Origin of the sequence: Mycobacterium sp. 4D054, from assembly GCF_052245755.1 — a bacterium.
GTDB lineage: Bacteria > Actinomycetota > Actinomycetes > Mycobacteriales > Mycobacteriaceae > Mycobacterium.
The window spans coordinates 1-23,175 of sequence record NZ_JBQQCF010000019.1 but is presented as its reverse complement, the minus strand read 5'-3'; the positions used below and the strand labels follow the sequence as shown (position 1 = coordinate 23,175).

27 protein-coding genes and 2 pseudogenes are annotated in these 23,175 nt (G+C 66.6%); 14 read left to right on the top strand and 15 right to left on the bottom strand.

Going from position 1 to position 23,175, the window contains the following annotated elements:
• The first annotated feature begins 6 nt into the window (after nt 1–6).
• From ACTWP6_RS15450 to ACTWP6_RS15440, 3 genes are read left to right on the top strand one after another with little or no spacing between them, the layout of a single operon-like run.
• Nucleotides 7–489, top strand: coding sequence for a DinB family protein (locus ACTWP6_RS15450; RefSeq protein ID WP_443188201.1), 483 nt, complete (start codon nt 7–9; stop codon nt 487–489).
• A gap of 59 nt (nt 490–548) precedes the next feature.
• Entirely contained in the window at nt 549–917 is a 369-nt protein-coding gene (locus ACTWP6_RS15445) for a SpoIIAA family protein (RefSeq protein WP_260752883.1), read from the top strand.
• A 51-nt stretch (nt 918–968) separates the two neighbouring features.
• Nucleotides 969–1,349, top strand: a complete 381-nt coding sequence (locus ACTWP6_RS15440) for a DUF4267 domain-containing protein (protein ID WP_443188144.1) — start codon at nt 969–971, stop codon at nt 1,347–1,349.
• A gap of 10 nt (nt 1,350–1,359) precedes the next feature.
• Here the strand turns inward: ACTWP6_RS15440 and ACTWP6_RS15435 are convergent, their stop codons facing one another.
• The gene (locus ACTWP6_RS15435; protein ID WP_443188143.1) at nt 1,360–1,908 is read right to left on the bottom strand and encodes a class I SAM-dependent methyltransferase; all 549 of its coding nucleotides are present in this window, start codon (nt 1,906–1,908) and stop codon (nt 1,360–1,362) included.
• Nucleotides 1,905–2,243 carry a DUF3253 domain-containing protein gene (locus tag ACTWP6_RS15430; RefSeq protein ID WP_443188142.1) on the bottom strand — a complete coding sequence of 113 codons (339 nt, stop codon included), beginning with the start codon at nt 2,241–2,243 and terminating at the stop codon, nt 1,905–1,907. Before ACTWP6_RS15430 ends, ACTWP6_RS15435 begins: the two co-directional genes overlap by 4 nt.
• A gap of 165 nt (nt 2,244–2,408) precedes the next feature.
• Between ACTWP6_RS15430 and ACTWP6_RS15425 the strand changes: the two genes are divergently transcribed.
• On the top strand, nt 2,409–2,675 hold the full coding sequence (locus tag ACTWP6_RS15425) for a hypothetical protein (protein WP_443188141.1): 267 nt from the start codon (nt 2,409–2,411) through the stop codon (nt 2,673–2,675).
• Nucleotides 2,676–2,760: 85 nt separating this feature from the next.
• On the opposite strand, the gene ACTWP6_RS15420 is transcribed toward ACTWP6_RS15425, so the two are convergent.
• A complete protein-coding gene (locus ACTWP6_RS15420) occupies nt 2,761–3,720 on the bottom strand; it encodes an alpha/beta hydrolase (protein ID WP_260752888.1) in 960 nt (319 codons plus the stop codon).
• 181 nt (nt 3,721–3,901) lie between these two features.
• On the opposite strand from ACTWP6_RS15420, the pseudogene ACTWP6_RS15415 reads away from it, so the two are divergent.
• Nucleotides 3,902–5,221: pseudogene (locus tag ACTWP6_RS15415) on the top strand (NAD(P)/FAD-dependent oxidoreductase); the annotation flags it as partial.
• A gap of 292 nt (nt 5,222–5,513) precedes the next feature.
• Here the strand turns inward: ACTWP6_RS15415 and ACTWP6_RS15410 are convergent.
• Both ACTWP6_RS15410 and ACTWP6_RS15405 read right to left on the bottom strand, forming a co-directional pair.
• Nucleotides 5,514–6,305 (bottom strand): DUF6498-containing protein, encoded by a 792-nt coding sequence (locus ACTWP6_RS15410; protein WP_260752890.1) that lies wholly within the window; start codon nt 6,303–6,305, stop codon nt 5,514–5,516.
• Nucleotides 6,306–6,315: 10 nt separating this feature from the next.
• Complete coding sequence (locus ACTWP6_RS15405; protein ID WP_260752891.1) at nt 6,316–6,681, bottom strand: RNA-binding S4 domain-containing protein; 366 nt, start codon at nt 6,679–6,681, stop codon at nt 6,316–6,318.
• A gap of 68 nt (nt 6,682–6,749) precedes the next feature.
• On the opposite strand from ACTWP6_RS15405, the gene ACTWP6_RS15400 reads away from it, so the two are divergent.
• Nucleotides 6,750–7,214, top strand: coding sequence for an SRPBCC family protein (locus ACTWP6_RS15400; protein ID WP_443188140.1), 465 nt, complete (start codon nt 6,750–6,752; stop codon nt 7,212–7,214).
• A 21-nt stretch (nt 7,215–7,235) separates the two neighbouring features.
• Here ACTWP6_RS15400 and ACTWP6_RS15395 read toward each other — a convergent pair whose 3' ends face one another.
• Nucleotides 7,236–7,817: an FKBP-type peptidyl-prolyl cis-trans isomerase gene (locus ACTWP6_RS15395; protein WP_443188139.1), complete on the bottom strand. Its 582-nt coding sequence runs from the start codon at nt 7,815–7,817 to the stop codon at nt 7,236–7,238.
• Nucleotides 7,818–8,099: 282 nt separating this feature from the next.
• On the opposite strand from ACTWP6_RS15395, the gene ACTWP6_RS15390 reads away from it, so the two are divergent.
• Together ACTWP6_RS15390 and ACTWP6_RS15385 are read left to right on the top strand one after the other, a co-directional pair.
• The gene (locus ACTWP6_RS15390) at nt 8,100–8,441 is read left to right on the top strand and encodes an ArsR/SmtB family transcription factor (protein ID WP_443188138.1); all 342 of its coding nucleotides are present in this window, start codon (nt 8,100–8,102) and stop codon (nt 8,439–8,441) included.
• 89 nt (nt 8,442–8,530) lie between these two features.
• The gene (locus ACTWP6_RS15385; protein WP_260752895.1) at nt 8,531–9,025 is read left to right on the top strand and encodes an SRPBCC family protein; all 495 of its coding nucleotides are present in this window, start codon (nt 8,531–8,533) and stop codon (nt 9,023–9,025) included.
• Here the strand turns inward: ACTWP6_RS15385 and ACTWP6_RS15380 are convergent.
• The 3 genes from ACTWP6_RS15380 to ACTWP6_RS15370 all read right to left on the bottom strand — a co-directional run bounded on the left by ACTWP6_RS15380 (nt 9,011) and on the right by ACTWP6_RS15370 (nt 11,420).
• Nucleotides 9,011–9,973, bottom strand: a complete 963-nt coding sequence (locus ACTWP6_RS15380; RefSeq protein ID WP_443188137.1) for a carbon-nitrogen hydrolase family protein — start codon at nt 9,971–9,973, stop codon at nt 9,011–9,013. The two genes, ACTWP6_RS15385 and ACTWP6_RS15380, sit on opposite strands and share 15 nt — an antisense overlap.
• 62 nt (nt 9,974–10,035) lie before the next feature.
• Nucleotides 10,036–10,701 (bottom strand): sterol desaturase family protein, encoded by a 666-nt coding sequence (locus ACTWP6_RS15375; protein WP_443188136.1) that lies wholly within the window; start codon nt 10,699–10,701, stop codon nt 10,036–10,038.
• The gene (locus tag ACTWP6_RS15370; protein WP_260752898.1) at nt 10,701–11,420 is read right to left on the bottom strand and encodes a FadR/GntR family transcriptional regulator; all 720 of its coding nucleotides are present in this window, start codon (nt 11,418–11,420) and stop codon (nt 10,701–10,703) included. Before ACTWP6_RS15370 ends, ACTWP6_RS15375 begins: the two co-directional genes overlap by 1 nt.
• A 276-nt stretch (nt 11,421–11,696) precedes the next feature.
• Here ACTWP6_RS15370 and ACTWP6_RS15365 point away from each other — a divergent pair, with 276 nt between their 5' ends.
• The 5 genes and pseudogenes from ACTWP6_RS15365 (at nt 11,697) to ACTWP6_RS15345 (ending at nt 14,912) form a co-directional block, all read left to right on the top strand.
• Nucleotides 11,697–12,749 carry a S1C family serine protease gene (locus tag ACTWP6_RS15365; RefSeq protein WP_443188200.1) on the top strand — a complete coding sequence of 351 codons (1,053 nt, stop codon included), beginning with the start codon at nt 11,697–11,699 and terminating at the stop codon, nt 12,747–12,749.
• A 246-nt stretch (nt 12,750–12,995) separates the two neighbouring features.
• A pseudogene (locus tag ACTWP6_RS15360) lies at nt 12,996–13,226 on the top strand (low temperature requirement protein A); the annotation flags it as partial.
• Between the two features lie 109 nt (nt 13,227–13,335).
• Nucleotides 13,336–13,812, top strand: coding sequence for a low temperature requirement protein A (locus ACTWP6_RS15355; RefSeq protein WP_443188135.1), 477 nt, complete (start codon nt 13,336–13,338; stop codon nt 13,810–13,812).
• A gap of 131 nt (nt 13,813–13,943) precedes the next feature.
• A complete protein-coding gene (locus ACTWP6_RS15350; RefSeq protein WP_443188134.1) occupies nt 13,944–14,396 on the top strand; it encodes a DUF1931 family protein in 453 nt (150 codons plus the stop codon).
• Between the two features lie 60 nt (nt 14,397–14,456).
• On the top strand, nt 14,457–14,912 hold the full coding sequence (locus tag ACTWP6_RS15345; protein ID WP_260752902.1) for an Hsp20/alpha crystallin family protein: 456 nt from the start codon (nt 14,457–14,459) through the stop codon (nt 14,910–14,912).
• A 2-nt stretch (nt 14,913–14,914) separates the two neighbouring features.
• Here ACTWP6_RS15345 and ACTWP6_RS15340 read toward each other — a convergent pair whose 3' ends face one another.
• The 5 genes from ACTWP6_RS15340 to ACTWP6_RS15320 all read right to left on the bottom strand — a co-directional run bounded on the left by ACTWP6_RS15340 (nt 14,915) and on the right by ACTWP6_RS15320 (nt 19,306).
• Nucleotides 14,915–16,282, bottom strand: coding sequence for a PucR family transcriptional regulator (locus tag ACTWP6_RS15340; RefSeq protein ID WP_443188133.1), 1,368 nt, complete (start codon nt 16,280–16,282; stop codon nt 14,915–14,917).
• 690 nt (nt 16,283–16,972) lie between these two features.
• Complete coding sequence (locus tag ACTWP6_RS15335; RefSeq protein WP_260752904.1) at nt 16,973–17,209, bottom strand: hypothetical protein; 237 nt, start codon at nt 17,207–17,209, stop codon at nt 16,973–16,975.
• Nucleotides 17,210–17,319: 110 nt separating this feature from the next.
• Complete coding sequence (locus ACTWP6_RS15330; protein WP_443188132.1) at nt 17,320–17,979, bottom strand: TetR/AcrR family transcriptional regulator; 660 nt, start codon at nt 17,977–17,979, stop codon at nt 17,320–17,322.
• A 96-nt stretch (nt 17,980–18,075) separates the two neighbouring features.
• Nucleotides 18,076–18,621 (bottom strand): cytochrome P450, encoded by a 546-nt coding sequence (locus tag ACTWP6_RS15325; protein ID WP_443188131.1) that lies wholly within the window; start codon nt 18,619–18,621, stop codon nt 18,076–18,078.
• Nucleotides 18,622–18,667: 46 nt separating this feature from the next.
• Nucleotides 18,668–19,306: a hypothetical protein gene (locus ACTWP6_RS15320; RefSeq protein ID WP_443188130.1), complete on the bottom strand. Its 639-nt coding sequence runs from the start codon at nt 19,304–19,306 to the stop codon at nt 18,668–18,670.
• Between the two features lie 150 nt (nt 19,307–19,456).
• On the opposite strand from ACTWP6_RS15320, the gene ACTWP6_RS15315 reads away from it, so the two are divergent.
• A complete protein-coding gene (locus ACTWP6_RS15315) occupies nt 19,457–22,456 on the top strand; it encodes an MMPL/RND family transporter (protein WP_443188129.1) in 3,000 nt (999 codons plus the stop codon).
• A gap of 27 nt (nt 22,457–22,483) precedes the next feature.
• Here the strand turns inward: ACTWP6_RS15315 and ACTWP6_RS15310 are convergent, their stop codons facing one another.
• Nucleotides 22,484–23,047, bottom strand: a complete 564-nt coding sequence (locus tag ACTWP6_RS15310; protein WP_443188128.1) for a zinc-binding dehydrogenase — start codon at nt 23,045–23,047, stop codon at nt 22,484–22,486.
• Between the last annotated feature and the right edge of the window lie 128 nt (nt 23,048–23,175).

The following is a 23,175-nucleotide window of genomic DNA, read 5'->3' as shown; positions in this document are numbered from 1 at the left end:
CCGCCGATGAACAGCGACGAGCGCGCGCAACTGGAGGGCTGGCTGGACTTCCAGCGGCACACGCTGCTGCTGAAATGCGAAGGGCCGGCCGAGGCGCAGTTGCGCACCGCGTCGGTGCCGCCGTCGCCGCTGACGCTGCAGGGTCTGGTCCAGCACATGGCCGAGGTGGAGCGCAACTGGTTCCGTCGCATCCTGGGCGGTGAGACGGCGCCGCCGATCTACGCCCCCGGGGCCGGCACCGACGGCCACGACGGGGGGTTCGAGCTTCGCGACGCGGTGTCGTTCGCGGATGCGACCGCGACGTGGCGTGCCGAGGTCGCGGCGGCTCAAGCCATCTGCGCGGCCCGGGGCCTGGATGACACCGCTCCGTTCATGGGCACCGACGTATCGCTGCGCTGGGTCTATCTGCACATGATCGGGGAGTACGCGCGCCACATCGGGCACGCCGACCTCATCCGTGAACGGATCGACGGTGTGACGGGCGTCTGAGTGGGACACTGCGTCTGAGTGGCACCGAGGCACGCAGCCTGCGAGATCCGGAGGTTCCGATGATCGAAATCCTCGATGACATGCCCGACGGTGTCGCGGGTTTCCGCGTATCGGGTCAGGTGAGCGGTGACGAACTGCGCGACTTCGGCACCACGCTGGCGACCATGCTCGGCGGCGACGAGATCAGGCTGGTCGAGGTGGTGGCCGACGATTACCGGGGTTTCGGCCCCGGCGGATTCCTTCAGGATCTGAAGATGGGGCTGGGCACCCTGGTGCACCGTCACTCGGCCTTCCGCCGGGTCGCCGTCGTAACGGACAAGGACTGGGTCGCGCACGCGCTGCATGCCGTCGGCTGGATGGTCCCCGGCGATCTGAAGCTGTTCGGGATCGATCAGCTCGCCGACGCCAAGACGTGGGCCGCGGGCTGACCTCGGCGAAACCGCCACTGCTGCTGGCGAAGTCCGCGTAGGGTGCCCGGCATGGCCGCAGACCGCGCAGCCGTGATCGCCGGCGGTATCCGGCTGGCGTCAGGCATCTCCTTCCTCGTGGATCCGCTTCGGGCGAACAAGCTGTGGGGTGACCCTTCCGAACCACCGCCCACGGCCAAGCTCCTACTGCGCTCGATGGGGTACCGGGACGCGTTGATCGGCGGGCTACTGCTCGCGGCCGGGCTGCGGGGCCAGGACACCCGGGGCTGGTTCCTCGCTTCCGGTGGCGCCGACGCGTCCGACCTCCTGGGCGGCATCGGCGTTCACGATCAGATGCGCCGGTCCCAACGAGTGATCGGCCTCGGGGGCGCGGTCGTCGGCATCGGAGTCGGGGTGTGGGGTGCCGCCCGCCCGCGGCGCCGGGCGCGCTGAACGCGCGCTGTCACCGCCGCCGGGCCAGCAACCACGCCTCGCCACCGGCTTCGCCGTACGCAATCGTGTCCAGGGCGGCGAACGCGACCCTCAACTCTTTGGGCCGAGCCCGGAACCGGCCGGGCGCCGCGCCCACCTCACTGAGCGCGCTGACCGCGAGCAGACCCCCGGGCGCGAGCCGGTCCACGATCGGCCCGTCGAGCCGAGGATCACGGAACATGTTGCACAACACCATGTCTGGACGCCCGCCCGGGGGTAGTCCGGCGTCGAGGTCGATCACCTCGAACCGGCAACGGGCTGCCACGCCGCAACGCTGCGCCAGGTCGCGGGCCTGGTCGACCGCCACCTCAGAGGCGTCGCAGGCCCACACGCTCAGCCCCCGCCGGGCCAGCCACACGGCGGCGGCGCCGGACCCGCAGGCCAGTTCCACGGCGTGGCCACGGGTGGGGAACAGGTCGGCGAACGGCCGGAACCGCTCCGGCAGCGCGACGTCGGTGACCGCGACGGGTCCGCGCGCGGCGTAGCGGCGGTTCCAGCGCATCGCGTCGTCGGCGGTCATGGGCGGATCCGGATCCTGATCGGGCCGCGCCACTGGCCGTCGGGGTCGAGCACCTCGCCGCGCTGGGTGATCTCCACTTTCCCCGCCCGGGCCAGTTCGCGGGCGAGGTCCCGGGCGTCGACCATGACGTCGCGCCAGCGCGCGCCACCGACCGCTCGCGCGGCGTCCGACGGGCAGGTGCTGCTGCCGGGTCCGCGGTGCGCGGCCAGTGCGAGGATGCCTGCGCGTAGGCGCTGCCTGATCGGAGCGTCCCCCAGCGCCAACCTGGCCTTGGCCGCCCCCGGACCGCCGCCGCCGGCAATCCGCTCCAGCTCTGCCCGCCGTTGCTCAGCCATCCGCCTCAGTGTGCACTAGGCCACACCGCGGGCCGGTGATCAGGGCGGACTCCCGAACCTGTGAACTTCCCGGAGGCAGATGTGTTTACCAGCGTGCGGTTGCGGCTAGTTGTCAGCTGTTTTCCGAAGGACTGCGGGTCGTTACCCGGGATTGGAGTTCTCACGATGAAGTTGAACCACGTCCTTGCCAGTGCAGCTGTTCTCGGTGGGCTCACCGCAGGCGCGATGGGCGTTGCGGCCACGGCCGCCGCCCAGCCCGGCTGGACGCCGCCGCCGGCTCCGCCTGCCAGGCCCAACGAGGGCACCGCGCCTGCCTGGGCACCGCCTAAGCCGATCGATCCGCTGTGGGCTAACGGCCAGCCACAGGTTTGGGATGAGGGCTGGCAGCACTGGGGCGTGTGGCTGAACGGCGTGTTCATCCCCACGTACTGATCTTCGAACCGACACACCGGCCGCCGCCGACCCCCCGGTCAGCGACGGCCGGTGCCGTCTGTCGGGCTCCGGACACCGGAGTCTGTCAGGTCCCCAGCACCCGCTGGATGTCGGGCCTCATCGCGTTGAGCTGCGAACCCCAGTAGCCCCACCCGTGGGTGCCATTGGGCGGGAAGTTGAACACGCCGTTCCCGCCGCCGGCCGCCCGGTACTGCCGCTGGAACTCCTTGTTGCTGTCCAGCGTGATCGCTTCGAGCACCTGCCCCGGCACGTCGCCGCCGCCACCGAGCTCACCGGGCCGGCCGGTGCCGCAGTACACCCAGAGACGGGTGCCGTTGGCCACCAGTCGTCCGACGTTGACCGTCGGGTCGTTGCGCTTCCACGCCGGGCCACCGCCGAATCCCCACATCGCCGTCGAGCTGAAGCCACCGGCGTCGCGCATCGCGATGCTGACCAGCAGCGGCCACACGCCTTCGGAGAGGTTGAGATAGCCCGACAGCGATCCCGCGTAACTGAACTGCCCCGGGTGGTAAGCCGCCAGGATCAGCGCTGCACTGCCTGACATCGACAGTCCGACAACGGCATTGCCGCTCGGCGAGATGCCCTTGTTGGCGGCCAGGTAGGCCGGCAGCTCCGAGGTCAGGAACGTCTCCCACTGGTAGTTGTACGTGGCGCCGTTGCCGACGGCCGGGCCCTGCCAGTTGGTGTAGAAGCTCGACATGCCTCCCACGGGCATGACCACCGACACGCCGGACTCGAAGAACGTCTCGAACGCCGCCGTCTCGATGTCCCATCCGCTGTTGTCGTCGCGGGCCCGCAATCCGTCGAGCAGGTAGACCGCTTTCGGACCGCCGCCCTGGAACCGGACGGGAATGTCGCGGCCCATCGCCGCCGATGGCACCATCAGCGTCTCGACGGGCAGTCCCGGTCGCGAGTACGCCGCCGCCGTCGCCGACCCGCCGGCCACCGCGATCAGACCTGACAAAAGAAGAGTGATCACTGCGCTCACCGACAACCGTCGTGCCACGCCTCGTATCGGGTCCATTCGTTACCGCCGTCCTCTCGGCGCGCCAGAGGCGCGCATGCCTGGAAAGGCACGTCCCCTGCAGACCGTTGGTTTGGCCTGCATTGCCCGTGCCGCATCCGTTACTTCGTCATGTGACGATTCGGCGTTACGGTCGGCGGGCGCTTCGGCTGGAAGACGGGCGGGTACTAGCCTCGGCGTGATGAGCCAGAGTCGTCCCAAGGTGTTGATCATCGGCGGCGGGTTCGGGGGGCTGTTCTGCGCGCGCCGGCTGGCCCGGGCCGCGGTGGATGTGACCGTATTGGATCGGTCGGCCGGGCACCTTTTCCAGCCGTTGCTTTACCAGTGCGCGACCGGGACTCTGAGCATCGCGCACATCAGCAGGCCGCTGCGCGAGGAGTTCGCCCGGCACGCCAACATCCAGACGCTGCTCGGGGAGGCGATCGAGATCGACCCCGACCGGCGCGTCGTGACGGCCCTGCGCCCCGACGAGACCTCCTTCACGGTGGACTATGACGTGCTCGTCGTCGCGTCCGGAATGCAGCAGTCTTACTTCGGCAAACCTGAGTTCGCGCAGTGGGCGCCGGGGATGAAGACCCTCGACGACGCACTGGGCATCCGGCAGCGCATCTTCACCGCGTTCGAGATCGCCGAGACCCTGCCCCCTGGACCGGAGCGCGACACTTGGTTGACCTTTGCCGTCGCCGGCGGCGGACCGACCGGGGTCGAGCTGGCCGGCCAGATCCGTGAGATGGCCACCCGGACGCTGGCCAACGAGTTCCACAGCATCGAGCCGGAGGAGTCCCGGGTGCTGCTGTTCGACGGCGGGGACCGATTGCTGAAGAGTTTCGCACCGGACCTGTCGGGCAAGGCGGCCCAGACCCTGCAGAGGCTCGGGGTGGAGATGCATCTGAGCGTCCACGTCACCGATGTGCGGCAGGACGGAGTGACCGTGACCCCGAAGTCGGGCGGGCCCGGGGAGCAGTACGCGGCGCGCACGGTGTTCTGGACCGCCGGTGTCGAGGCGGTGCCGTTCGCGCGGCATCTGGCCGAGGTGCTCGGTGTGCCGACCGACCGCGCCGGCCGCCTGGCTGTCGGGCCCGACCTGTCGGTGCCCGATCGCCCCGAGATCTTCGTCGTCGGCGACCTGGTGGGCCGCGACGACCTGCCCGGCGTCGCCGAGAACGCGATGCAGGGCGGCCTGCACGCGGCCAACTGCATCCGCCGCGACCTGGCCGGCCGGCCCCGGCGCCGGTACAAATACCGCGACCTCGGATCGGCGGCCTACATCAGCCGCGGCCACGCGCTGCTGCAGGTCGGCCCGGTCAGGATGTCGGGGTTGCTGGGCTGGATCGCATGGGGCCTGTTGCACATCGCGTTCCTCACCGGGATGAGCAACCGCATCAGCACCCTGACAACGTGGTTGGCCGCCATTGCCCGCGGAGGCCGCTACCACCGGGCGTTCATGTTGGGCAGTGCCACCACTCCCGAACACCGCTACACGTGGTCGAGCTGGGATCTGCCGACCTCGCCGACGCAAGCAGGTGTGAACAACGGCGCACCGGGCATACGTTCGGCCATGACGATTTCACCGGACGACGTGCGGCGCCTTCTCGACTCCGACGACGACGGTGCGACGCTCGTCCTGATCGAGGGCCGTGCCGAAGTGATCAGCGGCGGACAGAAGGCCGGCGACGCCTACCGCGGCGCGCTCGAAGTGATCTCCCGCCGGGAACTGCTTGACCGCACCGGCGGCGCGAGCCGGCTGACCGATGACCAACTGACCGCGCAGGCCGCATCGCTCGACACCGCGGTCAACGAACTGGGCGGTTAGCCCGCCCCGGCCAGGGTTGCTCGTTGCGTTCCCACCGGGCGCGCTCCTCGGCCTGGCTCTCGGTCCAGAAGTCCTCGAAGCGTTGTCCTGGTCGGGTGTTCGGCACGCGGTTCATGGCGCGGCGCAGCCACTCCGGCGGCCGGGATGGCTCCCATTGGGGCACAACGAAACTCAGTGAGGCCATGGTCTTCAGTGTGACGAAGACCCCGAAGAACGTGCTCGGGGCATCGGTGAGCGCCACCGCGAGGAGGCCTAAGATCAGCGTCAGGTGTACGACGATGACGCGGCTGAATCCGCGCTGGGCGAGCGTTTCGAGCTGACGGAACGACCACGCACGTAATCCGGCCAGGTCGACCACGAAATCGACGCACAGGAACGCCATCACGAACAGGCATCCGTATCCGACACTGCGCCAATCGATTTCGGCGAGACCCTGCTGCCTATTGCGGCTGAGCAGGAACAGGATGACCGCCATGAACACGCCGTGCGCCGCGGTGAAGCTGAGATTGGCGACCAGGAAACCGGACAGGAAGGATGCTGAACTCTTCGACCGTTGCCGGTTGGTGGTCGCCGCGATGTACTCGTGGTGACCGCGCCGAGGCGCCCACCGTTGATGAAGAAGGATGCGCCCGGCGATGAACAGGGAACCGGCGAGCGTCTCGAACCAGTAGACCACCAGCGTGGTCGCCCCTGACCAGCCCTCGACGAACCAGCCGACCGCAGGCACCGCGACGACGCCCAGCACCGCGAGCACATGAGCCAGACGCGTCATGACGGCGCGCTCAGCCGTGCCCTGCGCGCCACTTGTCCAACATCCGGCGATCCCGTTTGGTCGGGCGGCCGGCGCCCCTGTCCCGGACCGCGAGCGGCACCGACAGCGCGGGAGGCGGCGGGGGAGTCCGGTCGAGGTAACACGTCACGGCGTCCGCAGCGCCGACGCGCTTCTGGATGATCCTGGCGACCTCGACGATGCGGGTGGTCTCCCCGACACGGGCACGGACCTCGTCGCCGGGGGACACCGGGGTGGACGGCTTGGCCGGCCGGCCGTTGACTTTGACCTGGCCGCCACGGCATGCCGACGCGGCGTCCGGTCGGGTCTTGGTGAGCCGGACCGCCCACAGCCAGCGGTCCACGCGAGTGGACTCCATGGGATTCATCATCGCCTACCGGCTCTGCCAGGTTTGGGCGACAGGCGTTTGTGGGCAGTGTGACGGGTATGAGCGACGACAAGAAGGTCACGGTGGAGCGGACCATCGACGCACCCGCCGACGCGGTGTTCGATGTCCTGTCCAACCCGCAGCGGCACCAGGTACTCGATGGCTCCGGCTTCGTCCGCGGCGTCGATCACGCCGACCGGATACAAAAGGTGGGCGACGTGTTCACGATGAACATGCAGGGCGACCACATGGGCGGCGAGTACAAGACCGACAACCACGTCTGCGGGTATGTGAAGGACAAGCTGCTGGCGTGGCAGACCGCTCCTGCGGGCACCGAACCTCCGGGATGGGAATGGCTGTGGGAGTTGGAGGCCCGCGGACCCAACGAGACGCTGGTCCGCCACACCTACGACTGGTCGAAGGTCACCGACAAGCGGCTGCTGGAAAAGGTCAAGTTCCCGCTGGTCACCGAGGACCAGCTCAGCGATACGCTGGCTCGGCTCGCAGCCGAGACCTCGTCATAACCCAACCCGTCACGACATCGCTCAACCGGTGACTTCGAGGATCTTGATCGCGAAGATCAGCGAGTCACCGGGCAGGATGCCCGCGCCGGGCTGGCCCTCGGGGTAGCCGTCGGCGGAGGTCATCGCCACCGCGACGGTGGAGCCGACGTTCTGACCGGCGATGGCCTTCTGGAACCCGGGCACGACCCCATCGAGCGGGAACTCCACCGGCGCACCGCGCTGGTAGCTGCTGTCGAACACCGAACCGTCGCGACCGTTCACACCCATGTAGCAGACGGACACGGTGGCGGTGTCGGCCACGACAGGCCCTTCGCCGGCTTGCAGCGTCTGCACCTGGGTCTCCGCGACGCTGAACGGTGGCGTCACGGTGATCAGCGGAGCTGTCGTATCGGTCGAACCGGTCACCGCGACGTCGCCGGCGGTGCCGGGCAGCGTCCACTCCGGCGAGCCGGTGCCGTCGGGGGTCGCGGTCGGGCAATCCGGCGCCTGGGCCTTCGACGAGGGCACCAGAGTCGAACCGCAGGAGGTGAGGGTCATGGCCGAGACAGCGCCGGCGGCGAGCGCGACGGCGGAACGCAGACGAAGGGATTTCACCGGCGCCACGCTACCGGCATGCCACGGGTGCGCCTGCACGCCGGCGTCATCGGCGACGAGCTGACCGGGCTGTTCTGCACGGCCGACGTGGTGGCCGCGCCGGCGGTGGCAGCGAGCGATCCTCGGTGGTGACGCCAATGGCGTTGCTGCTGAACGGTGATCGCGGTGTTGACGATCAGCCGAGCGGACGTCGCGCATCTACGGAAATCCGCAATACACGCCTGACGCTCTCCCAACCGGCCTCTGAAATATTCCTTGACAGGAATATTTCACGACCTTAGGGTTGGCGCCATGCAGCCCACCGTCTTCGCGGCACTCGGCGAGCCGAGCCGCCTCCGGATGGTCGAACTGCTGCGCACCGGACCGATGTCGGTGGGGGAGATCGCCGAGAAATTGGACATCCGCCAGCCGCAGGTGAGTAAACACCTTCGGGTTCTTGGGGAATCGGGGATCGTCTTTGGTGAGGCTGTGGCCCGCCGGCGGATCTATCACCTCACCGCCGAGCCCTTCGAGCAGATCGCGGAGTGGATCGAATCCTTCGAAACGTTGTGGGAGACCCGTCTCGATTCGCTGGGCAGCTACCTCGATTCCATCACTGATCAAGGGAATGGCCCTGCCCCGGAAGACCTTTGACACGGCAGCCACCGCCGGCACGCCCACCGGAACGCTTCATCGAGAGATCGTCACACGAGCCGTCGGCGGACGGCAGATCGGAGATCACCATGCTCTTGCAGCTCCTGAAACCGAAGAACCTCAGCTTCGAGCGCACCTACCGCGCTCCAATGGAGACGGTCTGGCGGGCCTGGACCGATCCCGACATTTTGCGGCAGTGGTGGGGACCGGAGAAGACGGTCGTTCCCGAGTGCCGTGTCGACCTGCAGGTCGGCGGTGAGCTCTACATCGTCATGGAGGCCGGCGAGGCGATGGGCAAATATCAGGGCACCCGGTGGCCCATGGCGGGCACGTTCACCCGGATCGATGCGGGCGCCGGCCTGACCTACGACGCCCGGTCATGGACCGAGGGTGAGGAGGAGGGGACCACCATCCACCACACCAACGACGTCACACTGTCCGCGGGTGACGGCACCACCACGGTGCGCCTTCAGGTCACGATCACCAAGATCGGTCCTAAGGCCAAGCTGGCGGCGTTCGGCATGAAGTGGGGATACAAGGCGCAATTCGACAAGCTGGAGAAGTACCTTTCAGCCCACGCTTGAACCCGGTTGGTCAGCGCGGCGACCCGCTCCTGGCCGCACCACGTGACGGCGGTACCAGCGCCGCCCGTGCCAGCGCTGATAGTGCCAGGCCGCCGCGGGGAGCGGACCACGCCGGTGCAGCCAATACCGCTGGGGCAGGTCGAGCTCCGGTGTGCGACGGCCGATCTCGATCTCTGCGAGCACCACGCCGGGGCCCTCGTCGGCGCGGCGTTCGGCGATAACCTGACCGCGGGCGTCGGCGATCAGGGTGGAGCCCTCGAAGTGGCCGCGATACGTGACCGGCAGCCAGGGCATGCGGCATGTCAGACCGCCGGAGTGCGCCGCGTGCAGGATGGGTGCGCCCACATACCGGGCGAACATCGGCGCGACAGTTCTCGCCGTCGTGCAGTTGTCGCGTTCCCAGCGGTCGAACACGGCGCGGGGGTGCCACCCGGGGATCGACCACCACCCCGAACCTGTCATGAGCAGATCGACTCTCGAGCGCAGACGCGCGGCGGTACGCGTGCGCATCAGCTCCCAGCACACCGCGGCGCCCACCTGATAGCCATCTGCTGTGAACACGCCGTCGTCGCGTCCACCGGTGTAGAACGCGTTCTCCCACATCGTCGGGAGGTCTTTGTCATGCCGTCCTACAAGTCCGTTCGGCCCGACCGCCAAGTAAGCATTGCGCACGTGCCCGTCGGCGTCTCGACAGAGAAAGGAACCGCCGACCAGAGCCTGATGCCGACCGGCGAGCGTGATGAGCAACTCGGTCGCCGCACCGTCCGCAGGGAGCGCGGCGTCCTTGAGTGAATCGACGAAGCCGATACCCGTTGAGAAGAACTCGGGAAGCGCGATGATCCGGGCGCCGGCGCGGCCCGCCTGGTCGGCGAGTTGTTCGCATGCGGCCAAGTTGGCGGACACGTCGCCGAGAACCGCCTCCAATTGGACTGCCGCTACCCGCACCATGACTGGACATAGTAGAGAACACACGCAGCGGGCCGCCTGGCAGAACCCGCGACGGGTAAGACCTACCGCTGCCCGTGCAGGTACTTCGCCGTGGGTGACGTGGGGACCGTGACCGGATCGGGGTAGGTGCCCAGCACCCGGTCGGCTGTGCCGGTGCTGGTGACCGTGTACCAGTAATGCTCGTTCTTGAAGTGGTGCTGGCGGTGGTTGCGCCAGATCGCCCGATAGACGGCGGTCTTGGGCTTGTAATCGGTGTGGACGAGGAAGTGGCACCACTCGTAGCACAGGCCCAGCACTGTCAGGAAGGTGAGGAAGGTGAGGCCGAGCGCTGTGCGCGGAAACGCCAGCAAAGCGATCCCCAGTGCGACGGGCAGCACCCAGACCACGGCTTGCCATGGGATGAAGATGAGCGCGATGTCCCTCGGATCGACGTGGTGTTCCCGATGTTTGCGTGCCAGCAGAGGGTCGATACGCAGCATGCCGAGCTGGCGTGGTCGCCAATGCAGGATGCACACGTGCACAAGCCATTCGAAGAACGGGAAGGCTGCGAGCATGACTGCGGGCACGAGGACGTCGGTGATCTGCCAATCTCCGAGGGCGATGCGGACGCCGGCCGCCACGACGAGCGTCGCGCCGATCATCCAGGGTGAGGGATGACGCCAGAATTCGCGCCCCGCGTCCAACAGCGTGAATCGTCTGCGGGCTAATCGGGCCGGGCTGGTAGTCATCAGCGTTCCTCCAGGGTGTGCAGTGCATCCAGCAGAGCGTTCGTCGCAGGTTCGAGGAGTTGGTGAGCCTCGGCGTGGGCCGCGGCGGAGTCGCCGGCCAGGACCGCGTCGGCAACCGCTCGGTAGGCGTCCACACGGCCGACTTCGGCGGCCATCATCGTGGCTAGGGCGGACAGCGCGGGTTCGTAGGTGGCGCGCAGCGTGTTGAACATGAGCCGGAATGCGATGGAGTCGGCTCCGTCGACGAGGTGGTCCCAGAAGTCCAGCGCGTGTCGTTGCGCGGCAACGGGATCGGTTTCGTCGTTGAGCGCACGTACGGTGGCATTCAACTCGTCCGACAGCTCGGGGCCGCGGCGCTGCGCCGCGAGCTCGGCCACTTTGGGTCCGTTGTGCAACCTGGTCTCGAGGATGCTGCCGACGACGGCAAGGTCGAGTTCACCGGCCCGGATCAGCAGCCGGGGGAGTAAATCGAGCCCTGCGGTGCGCCGGAAGTCGCGCACCGTGGTGGCGTCGCCCTGGCGAACCTCGATCAGTCCCGCGGCGGCCAGCCGCTTGAGCGCCTCGCGAATCGCGGGCCGCGAGACCCCCAACACCTCGGCGAGCCGCCGCTCGCTCGGCAGCGTCTCACCCGGCCGCATCTCACCACTGAGGACATCGTCGATGATCTGCTCGAAAACATCCTCCGGGACCGAGCGACGGTTCACCGGTCGCAGTGCCATGCCACCGAGGATTGCAGGACCGACGGTCAGACGTCAACTGGTCAGACCAATCTGCAGGGCGTTGTCACCGCTGCCTGGCCTCTACTATGTCGATCTCCTGCTGCCCCGGTGCTTGGGTTTTTTCGGCCTGACAGGCCAACTGTGTGCATCGGGCTTGGGACCGGCAGGACCATGTCGATCGCGCGTCGAGGTGGGAAGGTTCTTTTGCAAACGGTGGGCGCCGGTGATTGCCCCACGGCACACACGACCCCAATAAGGTTGGGAGGCGCGGAGTTGCTGCACTCATCGTCGACCGTACGCCCCTGGGTCTGGATGCTGCGACTGCTCGCCGTCACGGTGACCCTTCTCGCCGGATGCAGTAGCTCGACCAACTCCGCCGAGACCGGTACCCCCGCCCCACCCAACGGCTCGCCGGCCCCAGCCCCGACAGCCGGCACTGACATACCGGCACTCGTTCGACAGGTCGAGCCATCGGTCGTCACGGTGCTCACCGAGACCGGTGTGGGCAGCGGCATTGTGTACAGAGCCGACGGCATAATCGTCACCAATGCGCACGTGGTCGCGGGCGCGCAGGACGTCACGATAGCCCTCGCCGATGGGCAACAGGTTCAGGGAAAGGTTCGTGGCGTCGACGAGGTTTCCGACGTCGCCGTCATCCAAGCCGACCGAAAGAGCCTGCCCGCCGCGAAATTTCAGAATCCGCTGCCCCAGGTCGGCGAACTCGCCGTCGTCATCGGCAGCCCGCTGGGATTCGAGGCGACAGTGACATCCGGCATCATCTCGGGATTGCACCGCCAGATCCCCGGGTCGGCGTCCACCGGCGCGTCGCTCGTCGACCTGATCCAGACCGACGCCGCCATCTCCCCGGGCAACTCAGGGGGTGCGGTTCTCGATGCGCAAGGAGAAGTTGTCGGCATGAGCGTGGCCTACATTCCGCCGACGGCGGGTGCGGTGGCCCTTGGGTTCGCAATCCCGACGGCGACCGTCGTCGACGTCGCCGATCAGCTGCTGACCACCGGTACCGTCCGCCACTCGTATATTGGCATTCAGCCCGCTACCCTCACCCCCGAGATCGCACGCCTGCTGGGAGTCGACCGCACGAGCGGAGTGGTGGTCATGCGGGTCTCCACCCCGAGTCCCGCTGCGGAGGCAGGCATCCGACCGGGCGACATCGTCATCGCATTCAACGGTGAGGAAACCGCGACAGCGGAGGAACTCATAGCAGCGCTTCGCGGCACCAAGCCAGGCGACCGCGTCCGGTTGACGGTCCTGCGCGGAGCCGAGACCCGAGAGATCACAGTGGTAGTGGCGGAGCGTCCCGCCGCGTAGAGCGATCGTGCCGTATTCGGAGTCGGCCTTTTGCTGAGGGGGCGAACTCGGCGCCGAAAATTCGGCTCGTCGGCCCCACTCCGTGGCTCCCCTCGGCATCGCACACTACGGGGAGGACGCAGACACTCGAAAAGGAAGCAGTTGTGAACGACGGACCGCGGAGATGCTGCTGACTCGGATCACCCTCGAGAACGTCATGCCGGAGAACGACATTGCACGGGCAATGATCATGACCGCCGGTCGACGATGACGGTCGACGACGGCAACGCTATTGGGGGACCGGCTGGGCGCGAACCCAACACCGACGAATTGCGGGGGCCGCAGGAGGTTGAGGGGCGGTCGGTCGGCTACCTGGAGTTGTTCTTCGACCTCACATTCGTATTCGCGATGTCGCAGGTCACTCACCTAATGCTCAGCGACATGTCCTGGCAGGGTTTCGGCCGGGGCATGCTTGCGCTCTTCGCCCTCTGGTGGGCGTGGGTCTGCTACGCCTGGCTGACCAACATGTTCCCAACCGCGCGGGTGATCTACCGCGCTGGGAGCCAGTGCATCCGAACACCATCACCATCCCGGTGTCCTGAGCGCTGTGGTTCTCGGAGTGCTGATCACGGCCACCCTGTGGTGGACCTACTTCGGCCTCGCCGCGGGCGCCGAAGAACGTCTTCGACGAACACCCCCTTCCGAGCGGGCGGCGTTGGCCCGCGACGCCTATAGCTATCTGCACCTGCCGCTCGTCGCGGGGATCATCTTCTTCGCCCTCGGGGCACGGGTTTCGGTGGAACACCTCGACAAGCCGCTGGCGCCGCTGGCCGCCCTCGCCCTCACCGGTGGATTGGCGCTGTTCTACGTCGGCGAGGTCGCCTACCGATGGCGTGATCACCACCAGTTGGTAGTCGATCGGCTCCTCACCGCGGCCGCCTACCTCATGGTGTTTCCGGTGGCGACCGAAGTCCCCGCCCTCGTATCGCTGACCCTCCTTACCGCGATCGGAGCCTTACGACTCGCATGGGAGCTGTGGCGGCGCCCCCAGATCGGAACCGTCAGAGCGGGAACCGTGCATTGACATGACCTGCCGGGCCGAACCGGCTCGGCGAGATTGCGCCTGCGGGTCCGGTTCGGTGTCGCCGACGACAATGCCAAAGTTGAGCGTTGGCCTGCTCGGGCCGGTCTGGATCTTTGGAGCGGAGGTATCGAGTGACCCATCCATCGGGTATTCCGGTATTCGAAAGGTTCTTCCGTTCGGTGGCCGGCATCAAGATCGACAAGAACGATGTGCGCCGCTTCCGCGAGTTCATCGACGAGAAGATCGATGACATTGCCATCGCCGGGCGTAATTCGGCCAAATGGAACGGGCGTGACGTGATCGTGCCGCAGGACCTTCCGATCACCAAGGGCGTTCAGGAGCGAATGCGCGAGTTCGACAAGCTCGAGGAGGCCGAGGAAATCCGTGAGCTGCTGCGCCGGGCGGTGAGGAATCCACCCGGGGACGTTATGTTCGCCGAGGATACCGAGCAGCTGCTGCCAGGGTTGTTCGGAGGGTTGAGTATTGCGCTGGCCCGCTCGTTTCGCGTGGTGGACGCCACCGTGTCCAACCCGTCGACCGAAGATTGGGATCGGGTGTATGAGCTCTTTCGGCTGGTGTTCTGATGTTCGCCGTGTCTCGCCCGTCGTGACGGACTTACCGCTGATTCGTAAAGGGGAAATGACATGACTTCGGCACTGCAACGTTCCGCCGGCCAGGCGGAGAGGCGCCCATGGCGCGAGCTCGAGAATCTTTATGCCGAGATGGGTCGGCTCGCGCAGTCGGTGTTCGGTGGATCCACGAGTGAGGGTGCGTGGATGCCCGCGGCCGATATCGTTGAGACCGACAGCGCCTACATCATCGAGCTTGAGCTTCCGGGGGTGCGGAGCGAAGACGTGGACGTCACGATGAACGGCAACGAGTTGGTGGTCACCGGCGAGGTGAAGGAGCGCAAGCGCGAGGGCCTGTTCCGTCGCCGGACACGAAAGGTCGGTCGATTCGAATTTCGGGTAACGCTGCCGGGCTACCTGCGCAACGGCGACGTCGAAGCAACGTTGGCGTATGGCGTCCTCAAGGTTTATGTGCCCAAAGAAAGCACACAGTCGAACAAGATCACAGTGAGTGAGTCAGTCGAAGGCTGACCCTAGAGACCCGTGGGACCGGGCCGCTGGTCAGCCTCAGGATTGAGGAACCGCCACGCCCGTGTCGCCGCATGGAGGTTGAACCGGGTATCGACTTTGCGGAGGTCGTGGCCGGTGAGTTCGGCGATGCGCGCCAGCCGGTAACGCAGCGTGCTGCGATGGATGTGCAGTGCGGCTGCGGACTCGTCATAGTTTCCACCGCATTCCAGGTAATCGCTGAGCGTCAAGACCAATTCGGAGCTTCTGCTCTCGTCGTAATCCAGGAGTGCGCCCAGCCATTCGCGGACGAAGGCTTCAACCGTCGCGCCCTCATGGGCGGCGGCGATCAGACGATAGAAGCCGAGGTCGTCGAAAGCCGCTGCGCCGTGAGGATTGGCCGAGCGCAGCCGGATGTTCAGGGCGCGACGCGCCTCGACGAAGGACCGCGGCAAGTCGTCGGGCACTTCGCAACGAGTGCCGATGCCGATCACACTACTGGCCTCACCGAGGGCTTCAGTGATCGCGTGGTAGAACGCCCGCGGGTCCGGACGGCCGTCGGTGAGCAGCACCACCAGGCCCTCGCGGAACCCCTGCAGGTAGCTCAGGTGCAACGCAGCCGCTGCGCGCCCAGCGACGGTTGCGACCGCGCTGTCTGCGTGACCGGGGGTTTGCACCGCCACCACGTAGTGCGGGCGCCGCAGGTCATGGCCGAGGGCATCGGCACGCGCGTACGCACCGTCCCGATCGGTGCCTGCCAGCAGATCGTCGACCAGATTGCGGCGCAGATTGAGTTCCATTTCGGCGAGATTTCGCTTGTGGGCAAGCTCCAACGCGAGCACCCTGGCGCCGAAGCACAGCGCGACCAAGCTGTCTTCGGTCACCGTGTTCCCCGAGTCCTGCAATGCCAGGACTCCGAGGACCGCACCTCGGGACTGGACAAGCGCGAGCACGCGGCCTCCGATCCGCGCCGAACCGTTCTGTGCCGCCAGCTCGTGCAGCAACAGGGCGCGCTCGTCCGTTGTCTGCTTGGGGTAGGGGTGGGGCTCTCCAGGTCCGGCCCAGCAGCGCAGGTTGCCGAACCTGTCCTCGAACCCCACAGACAGCCCCGTCAGGGCATACAGCGCATCCGCGACACCCAGTTCCCCCGTTCCCGCTGCCACCGCCGAGCTCAGAATCTCCTGCATGTTGGTTTGGCGTTGCAACCGCAAAACAGACGTGGCGAGCTCGCGATTCGTTTTCTCCAGTTCGCTGTTCGCCTTCGCCAGCAGGCCGGCATAGCCGATGTTGTGGTCGCGCAATGCTGCATACGCCAGGGCGGCGCCGGCTTGCTGCGCAAGGATATTCAGCAACAGCATGTGGTTTTCCGACGGGGCGCTGACGGCACTGAGCACCAGGCAACCCAGAGCGGAGCTCTGGTGACGCAGCGCAAGCCCCCACCCCCACCGTCCGTCCTCTACATCGACCTGCCTGTCGCAGCCGGACTCACGAAGCTGTCGTTCAATTTCGGGATACTCGGGCTGGGAACGTGGAAAGCGAGCGAACTCACGGTCTACACACCTGTAACTGGCCTTCACCTCACAGGGTGAGACGTTTCCGACTGCGCCCGTGGCAACCTCGAAGATCCCGCCAGTGTCACAGCCACCGTAGTCGACGCGCGAGAGCGCGGCCAGTTGCGCTGGCGAAACCAGTCCGGCTTGCCAACTCTGCCCTGGCGGGCTGAGCGATTCGGCATTCATGGTGAAGTGGCCGCGCTGACCGAGTCCTTCTGTTACCACGGCGTAGGCCGCCGATGCGTTACTGCCGAGGGATACCCGTCGCTGGCGACTCGAACCGCGTTTACGGTCCAAAAGTGCCCGCCCGGCGCCCGGCACCGACAGCCTATTCCCACGGGATGCGGTACGGACGAGTTACCGCCAAGAACAATGGGGCGCAACACGAAGCCTCCTGGACCAACGGCGCATTGGCCGAGAGGCGGCGGCTCACCGCCAGGGCACTACAGCCGGAGCTGTCCGGATGATCATCCCCTGACGAGGCCGGCGCGCTTCGTTCGGCAGGCGCCAGTGCGAACTGCAGCAGGGTGATCAGGGCGTCATCGCATGCGCAGGTGGGCAGTCGCCCCGACGCAGGGTGAGGAATTGATCCGCCAGCCACACCAAAGCCGGACCGTTCGGATCTACGCCGGGGAGCAGGTCCAGCATCGTGTAGGCATCACTTACGCACTTCGCCAGAAAGTCCCGTTCCTTCTGCTCCAGACCAGCCTGTGTCGTCACGGTGAGATTCCTTTCCGAGCCCGTCGAGGAGGCGGCGAACCCGCCCATCGGTACTCTGCCTCACGATCCGGCCGCAGTCGTCGACCCGTAAGGACCATCAAGCAGCATCCGAATCGTCCTTCGAAGGCAGATGAAGTGTCAGCCTGCCGCTCCAGCTGTCAGCGCTGTGGGGTCGGGTTGAGAATGCCGGGGATGACGAAGTCGCGAAGCAGCGCGCGGCGGTCGGGCCTGGTCTCGTCGGGACGCACCGTGAGGTGTTCCATCAGCAGCATCTGCGCCACCCGCACCAGCCAGTCGGCGACGGCATCGGGGTCGAGTTGTTCACGCAGTTCGCCGCCGGCCTTGGCTGCCTCGACATGCGGTCGCAACACGTCGCGGATCCGGTCGCGGAACGCTCCCGACGCCGCGGCGGAAACCGTCATGGTCAGGCTTTCCGGGGAAAACAGCACGCTGAGCCAACGGGACTCTTCGACGGCTCCGACCGCGCCGTCCAACGCGTCGAGCAGGCGCTCACCAAAGGGTCCGACTCGCAGCAGCGCCTGTTCGGCGCTGTCGATGACTCCGGCTGTCTCGCGCAGAAGCACGAAAGCAAGGACGTCGTCGCGGGTCCCGAAGTACCGATATACCGTTGTGCGGTGCACCAAGGCCTCTTTGGCGATGTCATCGACGGTGGTCCGACTGACGCCGCGGCGCTCATAGCAGACCTCGGCCGCGTCCAGTAGGCGCCGGCGTGCCTCGTCGTCGTCGACCGGTGGCCGGTCACCCCAGGGAGCCGGACGAGAGACCTGCCCAGTGACGCGAAGTCGGCGCGGTGCCACGATTCTCTCCGTCCGTTGAGGCCACCCTGAAGACAACCTAGCGAACGCCTCGCAGCATCCGGTTCATTCGCCGACTAACCCGAGTCCGCGACGCGCCTACATCGCGGCGTCCGGCCGGCTTCTCGTCGGCGTGAATGTCACCCGCAAGGCATTGGGCCCACGCAGCGTGGTACCGACTTGGCTTGTGATGGTGGAGGTCTCGGCGTGGCGGGGGTCGAGCGCGAGATCGGGCAACCGCTCGATCAGGGCCCGCAGCGCGGCGAGAAGTTCGGTGTTGGCCAGCCAGTTCCCGATGCAGCTGTGGCGGCCTTGCCCGAACGACACGGTCGGCATCACGTTGCGGGTGATGTCGAAGTCGTCGGGACGCGGGTACACGGCCGGGTCACGGTTGGCGGCGTTGATCGCGAAGATCATCGGGGTCAGAGCTGGGATGTCGATCCCCTGCCACGTTGTGGCCTCAGGGCAGGCGCGCGGCAACATCCCGACCGCGGGCTCCCATCGCAGGCCCTCCCAGATCGCCGACTGGAGGTAGCGGTCCGGGTCAGAGCGCAGTAGGTCCAGTTGGTCGGGATGATTGAGCAGCGCCGACAAGATGTTGCCCAGAGCCAGCGTGGTGGTGTCGGCGCCGAGTGGAAACAGCATCCGCAGGAACGTGAGTATCTCCTCGTCTGAGAGATGCTCGCCGTCCTCAGTGGGTTTCGGTGACCAACATGGAGATCATGTCGTCGCCAGGTTCCCGGCGGCGCGCGGCCAGTAGCGGAGCGACGTAGGCGGTGAATTCGGCGGCACAGGTGACCGCCGTCGGCGGGTCGAAGGGGTACTGGATCATCGCCTGCGCCCAGCGGTGGATCTTGGCTTCGTCATCGACAGGGAACCCCAGCAGGCGGCTGATGATCAGCAGTGAGTAGCGGTGCGTGAATTCGACGACCAGATCGGCGGTGCCGCGGGCAGCGAACTGGTCGATCAGCTCGTTGATGACCGGTTCGATCACCGGCTCCAGGTAGTCCTGGACGCGGCTGCGCCGTAGCGGCGCCGACACCACGCCGCGGCTGGCGCGATGCTCGGCGCCCGACATGCTGAGCACGGTCCTGCCGAACACGGGTTCGGTGGTCATGGCATACACCGGTGCTGCGGGGAATGTCGCTTCATCGCGGAAGGCCGCCCGGACCAGCTCGTCGGTCAACAACAAGACCGCCCTGACTCCGGCAAACGGCACGATCGCGTACGGCCTGCGCTTGCGGAGGCGGGCGAGCACAGCGTGGAGGTCTGGCTGATCGTCGAAAGCGAAGTCGATGCCCTCGACGTCGAGGGATCCCAGGGTGTGCATGAGGCCTCACCCTAGACGCTGTGCAACACTCGACGCAATATGTCGCACGTTGCAAGCGGTGCCGATGAGGCGCGATGCCGTAGCCGCGCAACCGTCCTCAGGAGGCGAGATGACTGACAGCAGGTCCGACCACACGATGCCGGAGGGGCCATGGTGAAGCGTCCGCCGCACGAGGATGCCTACAGCGTCCGCCTGGCCGGGGTGGGGCGGTTCGCCGTCACGCACAAGGGAATCGTCATCGGCACCTGGGTGGGTCTGGCCGTGGTTCTCGCGATGTTGTTTCCGCAATTGGAATCTGTGGTCAAACAACAGTCGCTGGACCCGATCCCACGCGACGTGGCGTCGTTCCAGACGCTGGACCGGATGGGCAAGGCGTTCGGCGAGGAGGGGTCGACGACGACGGTGGTCGTCGCGATGGAGAATCCAGAAGGGTTGACCCCGTCGGCGCGGGAGCGTTATGCCGCAATGGTATCCGCGTTGCGCGCCGACTCGGAGAACGTGCCACTGGTCCAAGACCTGCTCGCCGATCCCGTCACCGCCGGCCAAGCAGTGAGCGCCGATGGAAAGGCCTGGTATCTGCCGGTCGGCATTGCGGGGACGCTGGGCGGGCCGCGGGCCGCCGAATCCGTCGCGTCGATCCGCGAGATCGCCGCCCATGCCTTCGACGGCACGTCGACGGTCACCTACGTCACCGGTCCGGCTGCCACCATGAGCGATCAGATCGTCGCGGCGGAACGGGATCTGCTGTTCATCTCGGTAGCCACCGCCGGCCTGATCGCGGCGATCCTGCTGATGGTCTACCGCTCGGTGTTCACCGCGCTGCTGCCGTTGCTCGTCATCGGCGTCAGCCTCGGAGTCGGTCGGGGAGTCCTGTCGGCGCTAGGCGAACTGGGAATGCCGGTCTCGCAGTTCACCATCGCGTTCATGACCGTGATGCTGTTGGGCGCCGGCACCGACTACTCGGTGTTCCTGATCAGCCGGTACCACGAGCAACGACGCCAGGGCGTGGCTCCGGACCAGGCGGTGATCAACGCGACGGCGACGATCGGTCGTGTCATTCTGGCCTCAGCGGCGACCGTTGCCCTGGCGTTCGTGGCCATGGCGTTCGCGACACTGACCATCTTCGCCACGTCGGGCCCCGCATGTGCGGTGGCGGTGATGGTCGGGTGCCTGGCAACGGTGACGCTTTTGCCGCCGGTGTTGGTGCTGGCGGCCAAGCGCGGCATCGGCGAACCCCGCAAGGACCGAACGCGCGCCTACTGGAATCGGATCGCGGTGATGGTGGTCCGCAAGCCGGTGCCGCTGCTGGTGATCAGTCTCGTGCTGCTCCTGGCATTCGGCGGTGTGGCGCTCACCCTGCGCATGAGCTATGACGACCGCAAGGGGCAGCCATCGACCACTGCCAGCAATGAGGGTTATCGGTTGCTGGACAGGCACTTTCCTAAAGACGTCATCATCTCCGAGTTCCTCGTCGTGGAGTCGCCGACGGACCTGCGCACCGGCAGGGGCCTGGCTGATCTCGACGAAATGGCGTCGCGGGTCTCCCAGATACCCGGGGTCGATCGCGTCGTCGGCGTCACCCGCCCGACAGGGGAGCGGCTGGATCAGGCGCAGCTGTCGTGGCAGAACGGACAGATCGGCGACAAGCTCGCGGACGCCGTCGCCGACGGTGACGCCCGCAAGCATGATCTCGCGAGGCTGACGGACGGCGCCGATCAATTGGCCGACGGTTTGACCCAGCTCGACATCAGCGTGCGGTCTGCGCTGGGACCGCTGACCGGTCTGCTCGATCAGGCACAGCAGGCCGGTCAGACGATTCAGCGCTATCGGCCGGCACTGCAGCAGTTGACTGCCATGGGGCCCAACGTCGACCGTGTCGTCAAGGACGGACTGCAGATACGCCCGCTGGCTGAACGGGCAGCCGAAGCGATCGCCGTCATCGATCCGCTGGCGGCCACACTCGGCGCCTCGCCGCTCTGTGCGGCCACAGCGGAGTGCGGGGCGTTGCGCGACCACGTCCAGACGCTGGTGGCGCTGCGCCACGCGGGATTCTTCAACCAGATCGCAGTTCTGGGGGATGAATTGGCGGCGCAGGGCGCGGATTTCTCAGCGTCGGAGGCGATCACCCAGTTGCAGGGGGCCGCGGATTCCCTGGACCGGAGCATGGATGTCCTTGGCGGACCTGGCGCCGACCTACCCGCGCAGATCGCACGCCTGCAGAACGGCATCGGACAGCTCGCCGCGGGGGCGCGGGCGCTGGCGGTCGGAGTGCACACCCTGGTGGACAGCAATATCGAAATGCTGGGCGGGATGAGCCAGATCGCGGCACAACTGCAGGACTCCGCACGCGGCACGGCCGGGTCAGACGCAGCGACAGGCTTCTTCCTGCCGGCCAGCGCGCTGCAGAACGAAGACTTCGCAAAGGTTGCCCGACAATTCATCTCACCCGACGGCAGAACGGCACGGTATGTCATCGAATCTCAGTTCGATCCCTATACCGCAGAGGCGATGACGCTTGGAAAGCACATCACCGACGTCGCAGCAGCGGCGACACCCAACACGTCGCTGGCCGAAGCCAGCGTGGCCATGGCGGGATTCCCGGCCATCAACACCGATATTCAACGGTTGATGGGGCGCGACTTTCTGCAACTGGCCATCGCGACTCTCGTCATCGTGGCCTTGATCCTGGTGGCGCTGCTACGGGCGGTACTGGCACCGATCTACCTGCTGGCCACCGTCGTGCTCAACTACGCCGCCGCGCTGGGCATGGGCGTGCTGGTCTTTCAGTACGGCCTCGGTCAGGACATCGCGTGGCCCGTCCCGCTGTTGTCGTTCATCATCCTCGTGGCCGTGGGTGCGGACTACAACATGCTGCTCATCTCACGCCTTCGCGAGGAATCGGCCAACAACATCCGCGTGGGAGTGATGCGCACCGTCGCCAGCACCGGCTCGGTCATCACATCGGCCGGATTCATCTTCGCGGCGAGCATGTTCGGGCTGATGGTGGGATCCATCGGAATCATGATTCAGATGGGCTTCGTCATCGGCTGCGGTCTGCTGCTCGACACGCTTGTTGTGCGGACGCTGACGGTGCCTGCCATCGCGACACTGTTAGGAGAGGCAAGTTGGTGGCCGAAACACCGCGTGTAGATCGGGAAGGGCGTCATTCCAGAGGTGTCAGGCTGACGCGAGCCGCGGCTTGAGCACCACCTTTGTCCAACCGTTGTCGCGGGCGTCGAAGTGCTGGTACGCGTTCGGGGCATCAGATAACGGCAGCTCGTGAGAGACGATCCACGATGGCTTGGCCCTGCCCTGGTGGATCAGTTCTCGCAATTCGCGGTTGTAACGCTTGACGTTGGCCCGCCCAGTTCCCATCCGTTGGCCCCTGACCCAGAAGGTGCCCATCTCGAAAGTGATCCTGCCCTTCTTTTTATCTTCGTCCGGCGCGCCGGGATCCTGGGGCAGGTACAAGCCGACCACGCCGATTCCGCCGGTGAACTTCACCGCGCGCACGAGATCGTTGATGACCATCGACGGATCCTCATGGCCTTGGGGGTCATGCGCCTGATAACCGACGCATTCGCAACCGCAGTCGGCGCCAGCGCCTTTGGTCTGTTCCAGGACCTGATCGACGGCAGGTCCCTTCGAATCGTCGATCGCGATGACCCCGATCTGTTCGGCCAGCTTGAGCCGGTCGGGATGACGATCCACGATCATCACTTTGGCGGCGCCCTTGATCATCGAACCGTCCCGGGTTTCATGCACCCTCAGGTTTCTGTGATCCGGCCGGTCTACCGGTCACGAGTTGGGAATAGTAGCGGGCTTCGGCTTCGGCCGGCGGAATGCGTCCGAGGCGGTGCATCAGGCGC